The sequence below is a fragment of the Bradyrhizobium sp. SPXBL-04 genome (assembly GCF_051853035.1).
Taxonomy (GTDB): domain Bacteria; phylum Pseudomonadota; class Alphaproteobacteria; order Rhizobiales; family Xanthobacteraceae; genus Bradyrhizobium; species Bradyrhizobium zhanjiangense.
In genome coordinates this window covers 2,265,944-2,281,986 of the sequence record NZ_CP182472.1, presented here as the reverse complement: position 1 = coordinate 2,281,986, position 16,043 = coordinate 2,265,944, and the positions used below count along the sequence as shown (strand labels likewise).

21 protein-coding genes and 2 pseudogenes are annotated in these 16,043 nt (G+C 55.8%); 14 read left to right on the top strand and 9 right to left on the bottom strand.

Annotation, left to right across the window (positions count from 1 at the left end; genetic code table 11):
* The first annotated feature begins 282 nt into the window (after positions 1 to 282).
* On the top strand, positions 283 to 837 hold the full coding sequence (locus ACNJX8_RS10560; RefSeq protein ID WP_439360542.1) for a Crp/Fnr family transcriptional regulator: 555 nt from the start codon (positions 283 to 285) through the stop codon (positions 835 to 837).
* 23 nt (positions 838 to 860) lie between these two features.
* On the opposite strand, the gene ACNJX8_RS10555 is transcribed toward ACNJX8_RS10560, so the two are convergent.
* On the bottom strand, positions 861 to 1,313 hold the full coding sequence (locus ACNJX8_RS10555) for a hypothetical protein (RefSeq protein ID WP_439360541.1): 453 nt from the start codon (positions 1,311 to 1,313) through the stop codon (positions 861 to 863).
* 397 nt (positions 1,314 to 1,710) lie between these two features.
* Between ACNJX8_RS10555 and ACNJX8_RS10550 the strand changes: the two genes are divergently transcribed.
* The 3 genes from ACNJX8_RS10550 to ACNJX8_RS10540 all read left to right on the top strand — a co-directional run bounded on the left by ACNJX8_RS10550 (position 1,711) and on the right by ACNJX8_RS10540 (position 3,561).
* Positions 1,711 to 2,823, top strand: coding sequence for a Fic family protein (locus ACNJX8_RS10550; RefSeq protein WP_439360540.1), 1,113 nt, complete (start codon positions 1,711 to 1,713; stop codon positions 2,821 to 2,823).
* A 9-nt stretch (positions 2,824 to 2,832) separates the two neighbouring features.
* A complete protein-coding gene (locus ACNJX8_RS10545) occupies positions 2,833 to 2,979 on the top strand; it encodes a hypothetical protein (protein WP_439360539.1) in 147 nt (48 codons plus the stop codon).
* A 429-nt stretch (positions 2,980 to 3,408) separates the two neighbouring features.
* Entirely contained in the window at positions 3,409 to 3,561 is a 153-nt protein-coding gene (locus ACNJX8_RS10540) for a hypothetical protein (RefSeq protein WP_439360538.1), read from the top strand.
* Positions 3,562 to 3,577: 16 nt separating this feature from the next.
* Here the strand turns inward: ACNJX8_RS10540 and ACNJX8_RS10535 are convergent, their stop codons facing one another.
* From ACNJX8_RS10535 to ACNJX8_RS10525, 3 genes and pseudogenes are all read right to left on the bottom strand, one after another.
* On the bottom strand, positions 3,578 to 3,874 hold the full coding sequence (locus ACNJX8_RS10535) for an addiction module antidote protein (protein ID WP_271585700.1): 297 nt from the start codon (positions 3,872 to 3,874) through the stop codon (positions 3,578 to 3,580).
* A gap of 3 nt (positions 3,875 to 3,877) precedes the next feature.
* Complete coding sequence (locus ACNJX8_RS10530) at positions 3,878 to 4,174, bottom strand: type II toxin-antitoxin system RelE/ParE family toxin (RefSeq protein ID WP_439360537.1); 297 nt, start codon at positions 4,172 to 4,174, stop codon at positions 3,878 to 3,880.
* Positions 4,175 to 4,329: 155 nt separating this feature from the next.
* Positions 4,330 to 4,565 (bottom strand): annotated as a pseudogene (locus ACNJX8_RS10525) (IS1595 family transposase); the annotation flags it as partial.
* Positions 4,566 to 4,579: 14 nt separating this feature from the next.
* On the opposite strand from ACNJX8_RS10525, the gene ACNJX8_RS10520 reads away from it, so the two are divergent.
* From ACNJX8_RS10520 to ACNJX8_RS10500, 5 genes are all read left to right on the top strand, one after another.
* Entirely contained in the window at positions 4,580 to 4,783 is a 204-nt protein-coding gene (locus tag ACNJX8_RS10520; protein ID WP_439361876.1) for a zincin-like metallopeptidase domain-containing protein, read from the top strand.
* Positions 4,784 to 4,869: 86 nt separating this feature from the next.
* Positions 4,870 to 5,430 carry a hypothetical protein gene (locus ACNJX8_RS10515; RefSeq protein ID WP_439360536.1) on the top strand — a complete coding sequence of 187 codons (561 nt, stop codon included), beginning with the start codon at positions 4,870 to 4,872 and terminating at the stop codon, positions 5,428 to 5,430.
* A gap of 219 nt (positions 5,431 to 5,649) precedes the next feature.
* On the top strand, positions 5,650 to 5,955 hold the full coding sequence (locus tag ACNJX8_RS10510) for a ribbon-helix-helix protein, CopG family (protein WP_439360535.1): 306 nt from the start codon (positions 5,650 to 5,652) through the stop codon (positions 5,953 to 5,955).
* A gap of 61 nt (positions 5,956 to 6,016) precedes the next feature.
* On the top strand, positions 6,017 to 6,517 hold the full coding sequence (locus ACNJX8_RS10505; RefSeq protein WP_439360534.1) for a hypothetical protein: 501 nt from the start codon (positions 6,017 to 6,019) through the stop codon (positions 6,515 to 6,517).
* Between the two features lie 369 nt (positions 6,518 to 6,886).
* The gene (locus tag ACNJX8_RS10500) at positions 6,887 to 8,338 is read left to right on the top strand and encodes an exonuclease domain-containing protein (RefSeq protein ID WP_439360533.1); all 1,452 of its coding nucleotides are present in this window, start codon (positions 6,887 to 6,889) and stop codon (positions 8,336 to 8,338) included.
* On the opposite strand, the gene ACNJX8_RS10495 is transcribed toward ACNJX8_RS10500, so the two are convergent.
* Positions 8,335 to 9,354, bottom strand: coding sequence for a hypothetical protein (locus ACNJX8_RS10495; RefSeq protein ID WP_439360532.1), 1,020 nt, complete (start codon positions 9,352 to 9,354; stop codon positions 8,335 to 8,337). The genes ACNJX8_RS10500 and ACNJX8_RS10495 overlap by 4 nt on opposite strands.
* Positions 9,355 to 9,519: 165 nt before the next feature.
* On the opposite strand from ACNJX8_RS10495, the gene ACNJX8_RS10490 reads away from it, so the two are divergent.
* Positions 9,520 to 10,107 carry a DUF2569 domain-containing protein gene (locus tag ACNJX8_RS10490; RefSeq protein ID WP_439410327.1) on the top strand — a complete coding sequence of 196 codons (588 nt, stop codon included), beginning with the start codon at positions 9,520 to 9,522 and terminating at the stop codon, positions 10,105 to 10,107.
* Positions 10,107 to 10,697, top strand: coding sequence for a hypothetical protein (locus tag ACNJX8_RS10485; protein WP_439410326.1), 591 nt, complete (start codon positions 10,107 to 10,109; stop codon positions 10,695 to 10,697). The genes ACNJX8_RS10490 and ACNJX8_RS10485 overlap by 1 nt, the downstream gene beginning before the upstream one ends.
* Positions 10,698 to 10,734: 37 nt before the next feature.
* Here the strand turns inward: ACNJX8_RS10485 and ACNJX8_RS10480 are convergent, their stop codons facing one another.
* Both ACNJX8_RS10480 and ACNJX8_RS10475 read right to left on the bottom strand, forming a co-directional pair.
* Entirely contained in the window at positions 10,735 to 11,796 is a 1,062-nt protein-coding gene (locus ACNJX8_RS10480) for a hypothetical protein (RefSeq protein WP_439360530.1), read from the bottom strand.
* A gap of 3 nt (positions 11,797 to 11,799) precedes the next feature.
* Positions 11,800 to 12,195 carry a hypothetical protein gene (locus tag ACNJX8_RS10475; protein WP_439360529.1) on the bottom strand — a complete coding sequence of 132 codons (396 nt, stop codon included), beginning with the start codon at positions 12,193 to 12,195 and terminating at the stop codon, positions 11,800 to 11,802.
* Between the two features lie 343 nt (positions 12,196 to 12,538).
* Between ACNJX8_RS10475 and ACNJX8_RS10470 the strand changes: the two genes are divergently transcribed.
* On the top strand, positions 12,539 to 13,105 hold the full coding sequence (locus tag ACNJX8_RS10470) for a hypothetical protein (RefSeq protein ID WP_439360528.1): 567 nt from the start codon (positions 12,539 to 12,541) through the stop codon (positions 13,103 to 13,105).
* Entirely contained in the window at positions 13,102 to 13,260 is a 159-nt protein-coding gene (locus ACNJX8_RS10465) for a hypothetical protein (protein ID WP_439360527.1), read from the top strand. The genes ACNJX8_RS10470 and ACNJX8_RS10465 overlap by 4 nt, the downstream gene beginning before the upstream one ends.
* A gap of 230 nt (positions 13,261 to 13,490) precedes the next feature.
* Here the strand turns inward: ACNJX8_RS10465 and ACNJX8_RS10460 are convergent.
* Positions 13,491 to 14,008, bottom strand: a pseudogene (locus tag ACNJX8_RS10460) (class I tRNA ligase family protein); the annotation flags it as partial.
* Between the two features lie 52 nt (positions 14,009 to 14,060).
* On the opposite strand from ACNJX8_RS10460, the gene ACNJX8_RS10455 reads away from it, so the two are divergent.
* Entirely contained in the window at positions 14,061 to 14,408 is a 348-nt protein-coding gene (locus ACNJX8_RS10455) for a transposase (protein WP_439360526.1), read from the top strand.
* Positions 14,409 to 14,838: 430 nt separating this feature from the next.
* Here the strand turns inward: ACNJX8_RS10455 and ACNJX8_RS10450 are convergent.
* Positions 14,839 to 16,025 (bottom strand): IS3 family transposase gene (locus tag ACNJX8_RS10450; protein ID WP_439360525.1). Its coding sequence is split into 2 segments (ribosomal slippage): positions 14,839 to 15,773 and positions 15,773 to 16,025, totalling 1,188 coding nucleotides; the frame shifts between segments, so codons are not numbered across the junction.
* Positions 16,026 to 16,043 lie beyond the last annotated feature (18 nt).

The following is a 16,043-nucleotide window of genomic DNA, read 5'->3' as shown; positions in this document are numbered from 1 at the left end:
GACGCATCGGACTTAAGCCATTGAGTGCCCCGGGGGAAACCCTGTGTGCAGAACTGCTCAAAGTCGGGGAAACCTTAACTGGCAATCCCGAGCCAAGCCCCGCCAGGGGGAAGGCGTAGAGACTAGACGGGCAGCACCTACAGCGGAGATCGCCAAGGTGAAGGGATAGTCCAGACCACGAACGCCGGAAGTGCGGCGGCGAAAGCCGAAGTGGTATGAAAATCCGTGGGGCCGCAAGGCCTGTGCCGGTTCGAGTCCGGCCGCCCGCACCAACGCGTTCCGATGAAAGAGCGATTTGAAGGAGAGCAGAACCGTCCTCAGCTCGTTGCGTCGCTCCGCCGCCAAGATTTCGCAGGCGGTCAGCTTGACATCGCCAAGGTTCTGGCTGACGCGGGAGAACTTATCGAATTTAGCCCGGGCGAGATTATCATCGTCCAACATGCTGTTGATAATGATATTTATCTGCTTGTGGCCGGCACCGTGGCCGTCGTCGTGAATGGCGCGCAGGTCGCCATTCGGTCAGCCGGGCAACACATTGGCGAGATGGCAGCCATTGAGGCATCACTCCCGCGCTCGGCAACGGTGACTGTCCTTGAGAATGCGGTGGCACTCAAATTGACCAGCGCGGCGTTCATGGGGATTGGCGAGAAGTTTCCCAGCCTGAGGCTGCCAATTGCCCAGGAGCTGTCCAAGCGGCTGAATCACCGCAACAAGACGATCTATCTCCCGAACCAAGCCCCCAAGCTCTTTGTCATGTCCTCATCCGAGGGCGCTCAAAATTGCGCACGCACTTCGCACCGGACTGGAGAAAGAGGTATTCAGTACAGTTTGGGATGATGCCGTCTTTTTTTCGCGGGCGGCTAATGCACCAGCATATTGCCGTTGAGCATGTCGCCGACCTTCATCTCCGCGAAGAAGCCCGCCAACTTGCGGGTCATAAGCAGTCGGAGCGTACGAGTTCGCAGCGTTTGACCGAAAGATACCTCATGCGCCGAAGGCACCCTCTCCGCTTTGCCTTCGGGGGGATTTTCCGTGAAAAGCAAGCGATGCGCGCTTAACAGCAGCATCGCGCCGGTGACATCGCTGGTCCAGTTGTCAGGGCGGTATTCGAGACAGAGCTCACCACCGGGACCGAACTGGTGGTTTGACCACAAAGTGGTTTGCTCGCCCCGCGGATAGACTGAAGGGGGTGTGTGGGGGAAATGCGCGGGATATCTGAGAAAAACCTGATAGGTGCGCGTTCCGATCGTGATGCCGGCATCGAAAATCAATCTCTTGGCGTCGTCCGTCCGCCATCCAAGCGGCGAGAGCAATCCGCGCTCGCAGCTAGGGCGTCAAGCCCTAGCCGTTCGCTCTTGAAACGGGCGAGATCGGAAAGATACCACCACATCAAGCAAAGCCGCCCGGCGTAGCCGGTCTGCTGTGCTCCGTTGTGCGCAGCACGAGCGGACCTGAAATGATGTACAACCGGCAGTGGGCAGCGCTGGTTTGATGCTCGCAAGCTGAATGATTTTGCCGCCCTTGCGCGCGTAGCGGGTATATTTAGAACATAAGAGGAACCATTGGAATATGCTTCGGAGAAATATAGGCGGTTTTCCCCGGATTTCGGGCTGCAGAGATTAGATGTGTTTCTCGTCAAAAAATGACGAGAATCGGCTTGTGTTCATGATGAGATTGAGTCTTATAATCTCTGCAAAGAATGATGAGATTATGATCTATATTCACGAGCTGGGGGAGTGGCCGACCTTCCGCTGGAACTTGCAGCAAATTGCCGATCGTTTGGCATCTGTGCGCCACAAACAGGGACGCCTACTCGGGCGGATGGAGCGCCTAGGGTTCCCCCTCAAAGCCGAGGCAACTCTCCAGACCCTCACGGAAGAGGTGGTGAAGTCCAGTGAGATCGAGGGCGAGGTTCTGAATCGCGACCAAGTCCGGTCATCCATTGCTCGCCGACTTGGCATGGACATCGGCGCCCTCCCTCCGGCGGATCGCCATGTGGAAGGCGTTGTGGAAATGATCCTCGATGCCACTGAACACTACGCTGCCGAACTCACAGCCGAGCGTCTCTTCGGATGGCACGCCGCGCTCTTTCCCACTGGGCGAAGCGGTATGAGGAAAATAGTTGTCGGCGCGTGGCGTACTGCTGAAACAGGTCCGATGCAGGTCGTCTCCGGCCCCATTGGACGCGAGCGTGTCCACTATGAAGCGCCGCCCGCCGATCGTCTCGACAAGGAAATGCAGACATTCCTTGATTGGTTCAACGGCAACGCCAGCAGCATCGACCCTGTTTTGAAAGCTGCGCTTGCGCACCTCTGGTTTGTAACCATCCATCCCTTCGAGGATGGCAACGGCCGCATAGCACGCGCCATCGCCGACCTCGCTCTCGCCAGATCGGAGCAGAGCGCGCAGAGGTTCTACAGCATGTCCGCTCAAATCCGCCGTGAGAGGAATGAGTACTACGCCATCCTAGAGAGAACCCAGAGGGGTAGTCTTGACATCACCGACTGGCTAACGTGGTTCCTCGACTGCCTGGATCGCGCCTTCGATGGCGCGGACATCATTCTCGGCAACATTCTCCGCAAGGCGGACTTCTGGGACCTTCACGCAGCACGGCAACTTAATGAGCGTCAGCGGCTGGTGCTCAATCGCCTCTTCGACGGATTCGAAGGAAAACTTACGTCGTCGAAATGGGCGAAACTTACGAAAGTCTCCCAGGCTACCGCCGCGAGGGACATCAACGAACTCGTCGGCCACGGCATCCTCAAGAAGGACGCTGCCGGCGGCCGGAGTACAAGCTACTCGCTTATAGATTTGAAAACCTGATAGTTGACCATGAAAGACGATCAAGAAGATGCATTTGAGAAGACTCTCTCAACGCAACTCAACCGCAATATCGACTTCCTTAAATTCGCGGAGACGAAGAATGCCGCGCTGCTTACGTTTTCCTCGGCTTGGATCATGGCTCTATCAATCTACTGACCGGCCAAAGCACCCTTCCGCTCGGTTATAACGTCGCCTTCGTAGCCCTTCCGCTTTTTGCGCTTGCCGGACTTATTTGTATTCTTTCATTCGTTCCGCAGGTTTTGGCGCGCTCCGTATACTGATCGATGGCAACCTGGGATGGTTTCAATGTGCATGCGGCACCACCCCTCATGGCACGAAAGCCGCCTCGCCTCATTCAAGGCTTTGAGGAATTCCGGAGGATTCTGTATGTCCGTGAATTAGACCGGCCGTTGCCCCGTCATGCGCGCTCCTTTTGTGGAGGTTCGAGGCGGCGCTTGGCGACGCGGACACGCGACGGTGTCGGTGTCCGACGAGGAATGAAGAGGCTGTGGACGAGGATGATCGACTGCTCCAGTATCGCCAGAACGGGATAGCTCCATACATAGCCGGATTGCCGGTCATAGCATGACGAAGAAGCCGGAAGACAAGTTTAGCGAACGAGAAGCCCAACAGCGCTTCGAGGCTGCACTACTTGGCGCGCTCAAGACGCCGCATGAGCCGCTGAAGGAAAAGCCGAAGGTAAAGAAAAAGAGAGCCAAGAAAAAGCCCGGAGGGTGATCCGGGCTTTTGCGCTTTAGGCGACTTTGGCTACTTTTGGTTCTGCGTGTAGATGTATTCCTAAAGATCCAAGCACCTTGAGGACGGTCCCGAATTCTGGGCGCCCCTCGGAGCTAAGCGCCTTATAGAGGTGCTCGCGGGAGAGTCCTGCGTCTTTAGCAATGGCAGTCATTCCGCGAGCGCGAGCAACGGTGCCAATGGCATCAGTGATAAACGCTGGGTCATTGGTTTCGAATGCTTCGCTGAGATAGGCCGCGATTGCTTCTGGACTATCTAGATACTCTGCTGCATCAAATGGTCGGGTTTTGGCCATTGCTCACTCCTCCAACTCACTCGCGATCTTCTTTGCGTTGGCGATGTCTTTGTCTTGTGAGTCTTTGTCGCCACCGCAAAGAAGCAGGATCAACTCTTCACCGCGCTGGGTGAAATAAACTCGGTATCCCGCACCATGGTGGATGCGAAGTTCGCTTATTCCTTCCCCGACCGGCTTGACGTCTCCCGCGTTGCCCTTGGCCATTCTATCGACCCTAACTAAGACCTTGGCCTTAGCCACCGCATCGCGTAAACCACTGAGCCAACTGGAGAATTGCTCCGTTTCTCTTATCGCCGGCATGTGTAAGTTATAAGATACACCAGCCGTTTTGTCAATACGAAAGTGAAGTCCCGGTTCCTATCGCGTTGGCCGGTGTTTCACGAATTTTTGCCTCGGACTAGGCTGTTTCGCCCCGCCATCGCAGGAAGCGCCGGCCCGGCCGCGACAGGTCGCGCTTAGTGAGATTGACGATACGTCAGACGCTTGCCGGCCGCGCCCTTGACGGCAAGGTCTGCACGTTCCCCGTCCTCGACGCCGGTGGTGGAGCGATTTGAATAGCGGAAGTCGAATTCCGCGAAGCGGTGCAGTGCTTCTCAGCGCAATGCTGATAAACGCCCTTCATGCCGCACTTGAAGATCGAATAGTAGCCTTCGACCGTGTTGGTGGTGATGTCGCCGCGAGCGTACTTCCTTTGCAGAGCTAGGGATCGCCGTCGAGCCGCGTGCCGATCATGCGCAATACCTGGCGCATTGGCTGAAGGTCCTGAAGGCTGACAAGCGGGCCATCTTTACGGCTGCGTCAAGGCTGGTGAGGCCCTATCCTTCCTGCGGGGTAGGCAGCGCCACCGTCGAGCATAGCCCAAAGCTCTTGCTCCGGGGCCGCCGCTTGGGCAAGGTCAACCCCAGGTAGTTTGGTCGATTGCTTGCTTTCGATTCTTCCGCTGCGAGCGAGCGACACGTTGCATTGCATCATCTTTTTCTAATCACCGGTTTGACATGTCTGAAGCACACGAACAAGCCATTCAGGCGGAAAAAGACCCGGCCAATTTGGACAAGGAAAGGCCGGTCAAAGGCGGAGTGGCGGCGAAAAGCGATGCGATTAAGTCCGCAATCGAGGTAGTGAACGAATTCGGAAAGCTGCTGCTCATCATGGTTGTGCTCGGTTACCTCAGGGCGGCGGTGGAGTGCTATGCCTCAGGGTGGCTCGAAAGTGCCAACAAGCTAGGATTCTTGGGCTGGAGCATCGAGCGGCAGGCTTCCGCGGAGCGAGCCGTTGCGGAAATCCTCAAAGACAAGCCCACGCTTACCGATGCGAAATTTGCGGAGGGCGCAATTGAGCGCGCCGCACGCAACGCGCCGGCCATCGTGGGCTCGCGCATTCTGTGGGTATCTGGTTTTTCTGATTTAGAACGCCAGCTGGCTTATAGGTTTGCGCTGGACGGCGTGTCAAAACATCGCCGGTGGTACAACGAAGAATACTTTTTTGGAACTGCGATAATCGACCAATTCACCGAGCCTTTCGAAGCGAAGAGTTTTTACCCGCGAGCCAGTCTGTAACCCCAAGCGACCATGCCACAGTGATCCTAGGCGACCAACTTTGAGGCGGCACCATAGACCATCCGTGCGAGGACTTAGCCGGCGAGACAGGGCTTACGCTTCGCGGCTGAGCTGAAAGGGACGGCCGCGTCGAAGGTCGACGACATGACTATCCACCACCTGCGGGTTAACCACAGCCGGGGTGAAATAATAGGTTGCGCATAACTTCTGGGGGGTGGATTGGCGAAAAAAAATCGCAATGGAGATAGGTCTCAAAAGGCAATTCCGATCACGATTTCACTTTCGGCTCGGGACCTCGAGGCTCTTCAGGACTTAAGAATCGAGGACGGCCAACATCGTTCGTCCGTTATCCGCGAAGCTATAGATGCATTGCGAGAGAAGCGTAGATATACAGCGAAACGGGTGATCGAGAGGTCGGCTTTACCACCTAAGTCGGAGCCGCTTAGAGAGGCGATCGTCGAAAGGCGGCTGCGTAGCCCATCTGTTTTGGAGGAAGAAGTCCGACCCAGGGTTACAACAAATTGACCCTGGCACTCTCAGCGCTTTTGAGACCCTGGCAATACAAAGCGGTCAATCGAAGGCAGAGTTGTTACGTGGACTAATTCACGATGTTGTTGACCCGGAGGGGCCAGCCCCCGTTCGTCGTGATGTTGTGACGCGTAAGAAGCAAGTTATCTTCTTTTCTAAGCTCTTCATTGCCGCATTAGAAGAAGCGATCGAGTATGATCCGCAGCGCCACCACAATCAACCGCCGCCGCCACTGCGTTTAGACGACGCGGATTATCTTGCGGAAATTCGGACGCTCATTACGGAATTAAAGCGTCTCAACGATAATCTCGAAGAGGCGTCACAGGCAGTATCAAAGCGGAAACCTCAACGGACGCCAGCGAAGAGGAAGGCGGCGGAAAACTCCGCCATCGAAGTATCAAAACACGTCAATACTTTCCTGAACAAGTATGCTTCAGCGCTTGGGACAGGCGCAGCCGTGCTAACCATCGGTACTGCTGGGGCGCTATTGCATCAACTCGGCGTGCCATTCGATTTCATTGCCAAGGCTGTGCGCCGCTGTCTCGGGCCACACACGTAGCAACGGCACGTACGTTCAGCCTTACACGGCGACCAATCCGAATGGCACCCAAAGAGACAACTACGGGACCAGTGGCAACTACAACCCGAACAACGGCCACTTGGGCACACGAACGCCGCGCTATTGACGAGCAACGAACAATGGCGAAATCAACTCGAAACACTGGAAAACCGTGGACTCCGCAGGACGTGAAGCAGCTCAAGGAACTGGCCAAGGGTAACACGCCTACGCGAGTTATTGGCGTGAAGCTCGGCAGGTCAGAAGCTGCCATTTACGGCATCCGAAGGCATATCTCTCAGCCCAACAAATCAGAGCCCATACAATCGCCGGAAGTAGTCCGATAGCTGAGTGGGAATATGGGGGCTATGGATGGGGGACTGCACAATCTGCGGCAAGCCGGGAGGCTTTCTGCGATCAAAGCATGCCGATTGCGAAGCCGGCCTGACGGAGACCCATGAGAGCAGCGATGCGCCGTTAGGCTTCGAAAGTTCAGTTTTCGGAGCTGTTAGTGCGAAAATGGGCCGTCCGTACGAATTGGAAGCGAGCCGGATAACCGCTGTGGTCGAGAATGTCCAAGCGCTCAAACGCGAAGGCAATCTCGAAGAGGCAATCCAAGTCCTTTTGCCGCAGCTCGACCTCTGGGAAAAAGACGCCCAGGCGGGCCTTGGTGGCGTGGCGCCTTGGTATTATGAGCAAGCTGCTATCATCTATCGGAAGCTGAAGCGATTTGATGATGAAATCGCTGTCTTGGAGCGCTTCGCATCGCAGCCCCATGCGCCCGGCGCATCCCCGCCCGAGCTTTTGCAGCGGCTGGAAAAAGCAAAATGGAAGGCCGGAAGACGGGACGGCATTGACGCACCCAAGCCCGTTTTCGAGAAGAAGGTCCCGGTAGGCGCTTCTCCTGCGTCCTCGCCCAAATCACCACCGACCAGACTGGCAGCCAATCAGAAGCCAATTCGGGACTTCATTGCACTGGATGTCGAAACCGCGAATGCAGACCTGGCAAGTATTTGCTCGATCGGGCTCGCTCACTTTCGTGCTGGTGAGTTGTTCAAGACTCTGACCATCTTGGTCGATCCCGAAGATCATTTCGATCCCACAAACATTTCGATTCACGGAATTGCGCCCGAGGATGTCGCGGGCCGCCCGAATATGGCTCGTGTGTTCCCGGTGATCGCAAGCTCATTGAGCGATGTCCTTGTGGTTCATCACAGCCACTTTGATAAAACGGCACTTGCACGTGCAGCCTTGAAGTATGGCACCGGGCCTCTGCCTTGTATGTGGCTCGATACACTTCGAGTAGCGCGGCGAGCGTGGCCTGATCTTTCCTTGGACGGAGGCGGATATGGTCTCGCGAGGCTGGCAAACGAATTTGCCATTGATTTCGAACATCACGACGCGGCGGAAGACGCCAAGGCGGCCGGCTATCTCATGCTGCGGGCTATGCAGGACACGGGGCTGGATCTCGTCCAATGGATAGATCGCGTTGAGCGGCCGATCCAAGAAGACCAAGGAAGGGTTGCGCGGGGCGGTGCGGCGTCGGGGCCGTTAGTTGGAGAGGTCATCGCCTTCACGGGGAAGCTCGATATCCGGCGAGAAGAAGCAGCGCGACTTGCCTCAGAGGCAGGATGCGAGGTGTCGGACACAGTCAATCATCGCCTCACAATCTTGGTTGTCGGAGATCAAGACTTGCGACTCACCAAGGGCCAAGAAAGAAGTGCTAAACATCGAAAGGCGGAAGGCCTGATTGCCAAGGGTGCCACGCTACGTATTGTGGGAGAAGCGGACTTCATGCAACTAGTGGGCAATACCAGGTTCTAATCGTCTGCAACCTTCGTCCAATTCCCGCGTGAGTCTTGCATATCACGATGGGTCCGTTGCGTGTCCCAGTCGAGACATAGGCGGATGTCTCCGGAAGGATTGAAGGTGCAGAATTCCTTTCTCAATATTTTATCGTTGATGTCTCGCGTCACTTTTATCATCGCGTCAACGCCATCCATCTTGAATAGCACCGCGTTTATGCAGATTTTGATCTCTGGTTGACATGTTCTTCCGCTCCGAGCATTCCCCCCATTTTGCTGTGCGGACAACGTAACAACCTTATCGACAAAACTCTCCCAAGACAGCTTGGCAGTCGAAGTTCTTGGAACCAGATCAAGCGGTTCACTAGGACGGCTTTGTTGAGGAGTTTGTCTCGCCTGTTGACCACTCTCCATGCCGGGGCTTAGCGAGCTATCCAGCGGTGTTTGTGCCGGCTTGCCCATCATGGTCACCCCCATTGACTGCAACTCTTGTGGACTGAGCCACACCATGTCGCTCGGCGGAGTGACCACCATGCGTCCGATTATTGCGGACGGAACACCTAGCTCTTTGGCAATTTTAGCCATCGATATGGTAGCAGCGTTGGATGACAGCGTTTCGCGGCCGGACTCATCGGAGGCGCCGTGTATGCCGATTTGAGCGCCATAAGTTGCAAACTTCGTCGCCCCCGCTGCAAACATGAGGAAACACGCTGATGCGCACGTCGCGTTTCGTCCGACATTCGTGGACATCTTGCCGAACCGGATTGCATCAGCGAGCTTGACGCCCTCTAACAGATTTCCTCCCTCTGAGTTCAATCGAATGTTCGCGACGAATTTACCGGCGTCGTTGGCTTGCTTCACTATCGCAGTGAATGCGCTCGTGTCGCCCGGAGTGATCTCACCCGAGATAGTGATGGTAATCCGGCCGTCCTTAGTTGAAGAGGCTTTCAGGTCGGCCGCAGGGGATGGGCAAGCCGCAATGACGGCGCAAATCAGCCCATAGAAAATAGCCCCAAGCTTGCTGCGACCAGCCAAAGCTCACCCCCCAAAAAGTAGCGAATTCTTCCGCAACCACTTGCAGTATGCAAGAAGTTTTCCACTAATGGACGGTGGCAAAGGGGCAGGAATGGTGTGCAGCCCAAATGGTTTGCTGCCGCGCCGGTCGCGCTTTTGATTTACGAATTTTAAGGGGAAGCAATCGTGGTGGCCGAACCTAGAGGCAATGACGGCGGAGAGCAATATTTTGGCATTCGAGGCTGGCTCGTTATTCCGGCAATCCTCCATCCACTCTTGGGTGCGGGTTACTCGTTATATGGAGCAGCAAGTGCCTTCGAGTCATACTCGGAGGGGCTGCCCTTAGACGGACGAGTATTTATCCTTTCTATCTCGCTGGGCGCTGTCGCGTTGGGAATTGCTTGGCTTGCTGCCCTATATTACGCATGGTCACTCAGTCCGATATTTCCCAAGTTCTATATCTGGCTGACGCTTATTTCAGTTTTCTTTCCGATTGCGGCGCTTCTATATTCGAGCGCTCGATATGACACGAGAGCCTCTCCACAAGACTACAAAGACGTCGTTCAATCCATTGTAATCGCGTGCATCTGGATACCTTACATGCTGGTGTCCAAGCGGGTGAAAGTCACCTTCGCGATGGCACCTCTAAGACGAAGCGCGGTCGGGATCGCGCAGCAAGTGGACCTTTCGCCACCGCCCCGAGCCATAATGGGAGGTTTTTGGTATCTCGCGAAGGGCGGTCACCTTCGCAGCCGCTTGCCTTCGACGAATTAATGGAGGAAGTGCTGCGGCAGCCGGACCCGCTGCGGAGCTACGTGTGGCACACTAGCTTTAGTGACTGGCAACGAGCCGAAAACGTGAGAGATATTGCGAACTACGTTGCAGCGTCTTTTCTTTCACGGTCTGCTAGCTATCCCGCCGTGCCGCCACCGATTCCTGTTACGTCCAAGGATGCGAAGCAAGCTGGCGAAAGTAAGTGGCCCGGATGGGCAGTGCTTGTCGCAGTGATCGTCGGAATGGGAATAGTTCGACAATTCAACACGACAACGAAGCCGGAGCCGACGATTGATCCCGCTGCGCCAATCTCCGGAAAAACCCGCGAATCCTTTGTGAAGACTGGTCTCGACTCTTGCGTTAAAAAACAGGAGAGCGACCCCGAAACTAAGGCGGCCTCGTTCTCACGCGAGATCTTGGCTGCTTATTGCACCTGTTATATCGACGCACTTGCTCAAACCATCACGAACGGCGACTTGCAACGCGCGACGCCAGAGACATTTCTTGAGTCTGACGTGATGAAGAGAAGGATGGAACAATCGTCTTCAGCTTGTCTGAAGGATATGCAAAAGAAAATGTTGGGAGGATGAGCGCGACATATTCGTTCTTCGATTCGAGCGGCGACGGCTATAGTGCGTCTTCCACTGCGTCACCCCGCAGCTGAACTCGACCCTCAGCGTGAAAGAGATAGAGATCGCGGGCTCTGCGGAATAGCGAGAGCACAACTTTAGCGTAGACCAATTCGTTTCCGTCGCAGAGACTGAGGACTCCGCTCGGATCGGCTATGTTGAGCGCTTTTGCGAGCTTGTCTGACTGCTCCTTTAAAGATTCGGCGAGTCTCTTGCTCAAGCGCACGCCCCGTTCGGCGGCCAAGAGATTTTGTCCTTTGAGATTTGCACGAAGTGACTTGTAAATTTCCCTGGTCTCGAAAAAGGATGTTTCGAACTTGTCGAAGAGATTCTTAATGTCGAGGAAGATTTCTTTCTTGCCCTCAAGTTCGATGGTGCCGGGCGAGGCGTAGCTAATTTTCCGCACGTCTAAGGGATTATACAGTCCGACACGTTCGAAAATATTGTCGTAGAATCCGACGTAACTTCCTCCGCCCTGCCAAAAGTAACTGGAGATCGTGTTCTTTACATACCCGAGGTCAACTTGCTTGATCTCACCGTCGCGGATCTGACCCACCACAAAAAGAAAAGCATAGATGTCCGATATCTTGCTGTAGAAGCGCGAGAAGTCAGAAGCCTCCCACTTGCCGTCAATGGCGAAGGTCTGGCGAGCTTGATCCATCGTCGTCGAGACCGGATGGGAGTGATCTCTGGCGAAGAAGCCCGGCTCGGGATAATTGCTGTCGTCCGCGATCTCCGCGTCTGAAGCAGCAATCAGGTCGACCCGACCATCCTCAAGTTCTTGCCAATCAAAAAAGTAATAGCGGCCGTAATCGGCAAACTTAAACACGTAGTTTAAGTCGATTCGGTCAGCCAAATATTTTCGAAGTGTCGCGGGCTTTATCTCGCAAGCGAAGAAAGCGTATGTCAGGTCTTCCCGTTCAGTTGCGACGGCGAGCATGTCGAAGCTTCGGCTTGACTTAAGCAAGACGACTTGTGGTCCGTCGTAGTAGACCAGGGTTTGCTCGAGCCGCGCAAATCGTGCACCCCGGCTCTTGGCTCGCTTAGCGGTCGTGGCCATAGCCTATGCCAACTTTTCTATCGATTGTATCGCGCTGAGCGGATTGAACGCTTTGAAAAGCCAGAGATCGATGTGGTTCGAATGCTGGCTGACTTTCGCTCGTCCGGCTGTTGGCCCGAGGTTTAGAAAGGCGACGTGCTTGCGAGACCTAATTCTAGGGAGTTTTCTCAACTGCTGAGCGCGGTTCACCTTTTCATCGACTTTGAACACTGAGCATGAGGCATGGCAGCATTCGTCAGTGTCGCCACGCCGCTCCAGTCCTAACGAAGCCTGCGATAGAAAGTCATCCATGGTCGGCTTCGCGCTTTTTACCAACCGTAGAACAATCAAGGACGGCATCTTAGGCGTATTGTGGGGCGGGCAATTGTGGGGCAATTCTTCAAAAAATTCGCTCGGCATGCGTATGGTCGCCCCCGGTATCCTTTATTGCACGCCCTCGTAGAAACCGAAGCGTGTTGCCCGCTTTTAATGCCCATTGGTCCCACGAGCAACGGCTCTGATGACTTGCGGTAAATGCAGGCCGTAACGGTCTCTGTGTAACAACGCTGGCGCTCGCGGCAAAATTCGGCTGACCGGCAAGGGCAGACCTGAGGCAGCAACAATTTGAAGTGACTGCAAATTGAAGATGCTACCAGCAGGGGCGGCAGACCTCCCCTCATCGGCCACAAAGCAGTACGTTCTATCCTTGAAAGGCCCGCCATATTGTTCTTAGTCCTAGGACAAAGGACGGAAGCGAATTTGTATGAAAAGTCAAGACCTTGTTGTATTGCTGAAGCTCGTGAGCCTTGAGCAGGCCAAAAATAAGGGCGATGCGCATCCTGGGGAGGCTGCGTATCACGATGACCCTTACTCAGTACGCAGCCTGGAATCAGCCCTTGGTATCAGCAAGACAGAGGTCAATGCCTCGATCAACCGGAGCCTTTCGTCGGGACTTGCGGTCAAAGATCGGGAATCCGGCCACGCAAAGCCTAACCGCCGCAATCTCCATAATTTTGTGGTGCACGGATTGAAGTTCGTTTTTCCGGCTAAACCGGGTGCGATGACCCGGGGCATCCCCACCGCCTTTGCCGCCGCCCCGCTTAAAAATCTTCTTATCAGCGCAGGAGAGTACATTTATGTCTGGCCGTACGCAAACGGCAAAGACATGGGGCAGGCGGTAGAACCGCTGTACAAAAGCGTACCCCAGGCCATTCAAAAAGACGATCGTCTGTATGAATATCTGGCCCTTATCGATGGTGTCAGGCTTGGAAATCAAAGGGAGGCTGGGTTCGCGGCCGAGCGTCTATCGGAAAGGCTTCTCAGAAAATGACCACTGTTAAAGGCCAATTGCTTCAAATGTTGCAAACGGTCGCGCAATCTTTGGGAGATGAACTGCGCGAGCGGCACCTGGCAGGAATCGATCGTGTGATCTCGATGCCTACGCCGGCGTTGTCTTTGAAAGCGAATGCCAACTTCCTCGGGTGACTTGCGTAAGAGCTGTGGGGTTTCATCTAGCGAAGCATCGATGCCTTGCTCGAAGCGGTTCAATGCATTCTTCGACAAGCCTGCCTTTTTTAGCCAGCTCGTCCTGATTCCAACCTAGCCAGGCACGCGCCGCTCACACTTGGCCGGGACTAACGATGGGCTCGGCGTTAGCATAGGCTTCGCCTCTCTAATTATTGCCGACGTGACGCTCGCCCGCGCGTCACGCGTTAGCCTTCGATGCGCTGCCGCGAGAGCTTGAGATCGCGTGCAGCTCCGGACATGGCGGTCAGCGTGAAGCGCAAGGCGTCGGCTCCAACTCGTCCACCAGTTCCAGAGGGTCCATAACGTTCCCCTCGGACTTCGACATCTTGGCGCCGCTTGCATCTTGTACTAGGGCGTTGATGAACACTCGCCTGAACGGAACCTTGCCCGTTAGCTGCAGGCCTGCATCATCATCCGAGCGACCCGGAAAGGTATGATATCGAAACCTGTGATGAGGGTGTTCGTCGAATAGAAGCGCTCAAAATCGCCTGTCTTTTCGGGCCAGCCAAGGGTCGAGAACCGGCCACAGCGCCGAGGAAAACCAAGTATCGAGCACGTCCTCGTCTTGAGTGAGCGGCTCGTCATGGCCATAGTGCGCGCGAGCCTGAGCTTTGGCTTCTTCGGTCTCCTGGACGAAGATGGCGCCATCCGGACCGAACCAAGCCGGGATGCGATGACCCCACGAGAGCTGGCGCGAGATGGTCCAAGCACTGCGTTTTAGAGCGTTTGTTGTCCATGTTTTCGATAGTGGCGAATACATGAATAGCCGCTTTGTGAGGAAGCGGTATCTCAAGCTGGTCCGCCAACTGGTTAACGCCGACATAAGCGCGAAGCGATATACCTTTGCGCGCGAGCAGCTGATGGCGTGGTGCGAGGACAACCACGTGGATTATCTGTTCAGGTTCGCCCGCAACACGCGGCTGCTCGCCATGATCGCGGACGAACTGACGGCGGCCCGGGCTACGGCCGAGAAGACCGATCAACCCGCACGCCGCTTCAAGGACTTTCAGTGGAGCTTCAAAATGAACGCCTTCTGGGCGCCCGAAAACTTCGAGCCTTCATCGTTCTTCGCTCCTCCCGGCCGGGGAAATCGCGAAAAACTCTAACCAAAAATGGTCCAGTTCGCCGGCGGCCTCAGATCACGTCGGTGAGCTATTTAAGGCTCTTGATAACGAGCGTGCCAGGACTTTGCGGTTTTCTGGAGTGTTCATCATCGTCGCGTGATTGCCTGGAATCGGTGTGGTATCAATGGCCGCTGCACTCAAAACCCTGTCCCAGCCTCGCATCGGGGAGCTCATCTCTGGAGCTATTGAGCTCTTGTCTAGTCGTGCGCGACAACTTACGGAAGAATCCGTCGCGTAAAACTGATGTACCTCAATTGGCAGCGACGGAGCCCGATATAGCTGCAGCGCCCTTTGAAACTGCTCAATTCTCTCGTACATCAAAGCAGCATTGTGATCCGGAGGTACAGCTCCTATTTGATGAGCCTTCTCAAGTAGTTGAGCAATTGAACTGTGCTGACCTGCCACTGCATTTTCATCCAGCGGCAGTTAGAGTCTCGGGGTTTTGTACGCCAAGTGGCGCGGATGGAGCAACGGACGATCGGCGGAGCTGGTCGGGGTTGCGCAGCCGATCGTCCGTTGCGGTGAGGTGGGCGGCGTAGGCCGCGGGGGTCAGGTATTTCAGCGACGAGTGGGGACGCTGGAGATTGTAGTCGGCGACCCAGTTGGCGATCTTGGCGCGGGCGTCATCGAGATCGAAGAACAGGGTCTCGTTGAGTAGCTCATCGCGCATCCGGCCATTGAAACTCTCGACGAAGCCGTTCTGCATCGGCTTTCCCGGCGTAATGAAGTGCCAATCGACGGCTGCGTCCTTGCACCAAGCGAGCATGGCGTTGCAGGTGAATTCGGTGCCATGGTCGGACACGATCATTCCTGGCTTGCCGCGTCGCTGGACGATTGCCGTCAGTTCGCGGGCCACGCGCCGCCCCGAGATCGACGTCTCCGGAATGGCGCCCAGGCATTCCTTGGTGACGTCGTCGACGATGTTGAGGATGCGGAAGCGTCGGCCATTGGCGAACTGGTCGTGGACGAAGTCCAGCGACCAGCGCGCGTTCGGCCTCGCCTCGACCAGGATCGGGGCACGGGTCCCCACGGCCTTGCGGCGAGCCCGCCGTTTGCGGACGGTGAGCCCTTCCTCGCGGTAAAGCCGGTAGATCCGGTTGATCCCCGATGGCTCGCCCTCCCGCCGTAGCAAGACGAACAACCGGCGATAGCCGAAACGCCGCCGCTCGTTGGCGAGGTCGCGCAATCGGCCACGCAGAACTGCGTCCGGCGGGCGGCTGGAGCGATAGCGGATCATCTTCCGATCCGCCCCCACAATCGAGCAGGCCCGCCGTTCCGACAGGCTCATGACGGCCTGCAGATGCGCGATCGCAGCGCGCTTGGCGGCGGGCCCTACCATTTTTTTGAAAGGAGCTCGCGAAGTGCGGCCGCATCGAGCATCTGCTCGGCCAGAAGCTTCTTCAGCTTCCCGTTCTCCTCTTCCAAGGCCCTCAGCCGCTTCGCTTCGGAAACGTCCATGCCGCCGAATTTGGCCTTCCAATTGTAGATCGTCGCCTCGGAAACACCGTGCTTGCGAGCCAGGTCGGCTGTCTTCGCCCCAGCCTCATGCTCCTTCAATACCGCGATAATCTGCTCTTCCGTGAACCTTGCTCGCTTCATCTGTCCGTCCTTCTTCGG

Bases quoted from the DNA above. Each gene is read 5' to 3' on its own strand.
- ACNJX8_RS10560 (WP_439360542.1), top strand. From the start codon at position 283: ATGAAAGAGCGATTTGAAGGAGAGCAGAACCGTCCTCAGCTCGTTGCG.
- ACNJX8_RS10550 (WP_439360540.1), top strand. From the start codon at position 1,711: ATGATCTATATTCACGAGCTGGGGGAGTGGCCGACCTTCCGCTGGAAC.
- ACNJX8_RS10545 (WP_439360539.1), top strand. From the start codon at position 2,833: ATGAAAGACGATCAAGAAGATGCATTTGAGAAGACTCTCTCAACGCAA.
- ACNJX8_RS10540 (WP_439360538.1), top strand. From the start codon at position 3,409: ATGACGAAGAAGCCGGAAGACAAGTTTAGCGAACGAGAAGCCCAACAG.
- ACNJX8_RS10535 (WP_271585700.1), bottom strand. From the start codon at position 3,874: ATGGCCAAAACCCGACCATTTGATGCAGCAGAGTATCTAGATAGTCCA.
- ACNJX8_RS10530 (WP_439360537.1), bottom strand. From the start codon at position 4,174: ATGCCGGCGATAAGAGAAACGGAGCAATTCTCCAGTTGGCTCAGTGGT.
- ACNJX8_RS10515 (WP_439360536.1), top strand. From the start codon at position 4,870: ATGTCTGAAGCACACGAACAAGCCATTCAGGCGGAAAAAGACCCGGCC.
- ACNJX8_RS10500 (WP_439360533.1), top strand. From the start codon at position 6,887: ATGGGGGACTGCACAATCTGCGGCAAGCCGGGAGGCTTTCTGCGATCA.
- ACNJX8_RS10485 (WP_439410326.1), top strand. From the start codon at position 10,107: ATGGAGGAAGTGCTGCGGCAGCCGGACCCGCTGCGGAGCTACGTGTGG.
- ACNJX8_RS10480 (WP_439360530.1), bottom strand. From the start codon at position 11,796: ATGGCCACGACCGCTAAGCGAGCCAAGAGCCGGGGTGCACGATTTGCG.
- ACNJX8_RS10475 (WP_439360529.1), bottom strand. From the start codon at position 12,195: ATGCCGAGCGAATTTTTTGAAGAATTGCCCCACAATTGCCCGCCCCAC.
- ACNJX8_RS10470 (WP_439360528.1), top strand. From the start codon at position 12,539: ATGAAAAGTCAAGACCTTGTTGTATTGCTGAAGCTCGTGAGCCTTGAG.
- ACNJX8_RS10465 (WP_439360527.1), top strand. From the start codon at position 13,102: ATGACCACTGTTAAAGGCCAATTGCTTCAAATGTTGCAAACGGTCGCG.
- ACNJX8_RS10455 (WP_439360526.1), top strand. From the start codon at position 14,061: ATGAATAGCCGCTTTGTGAGGAAGCGGTATCTCAAGCTGGTCCGCCAA.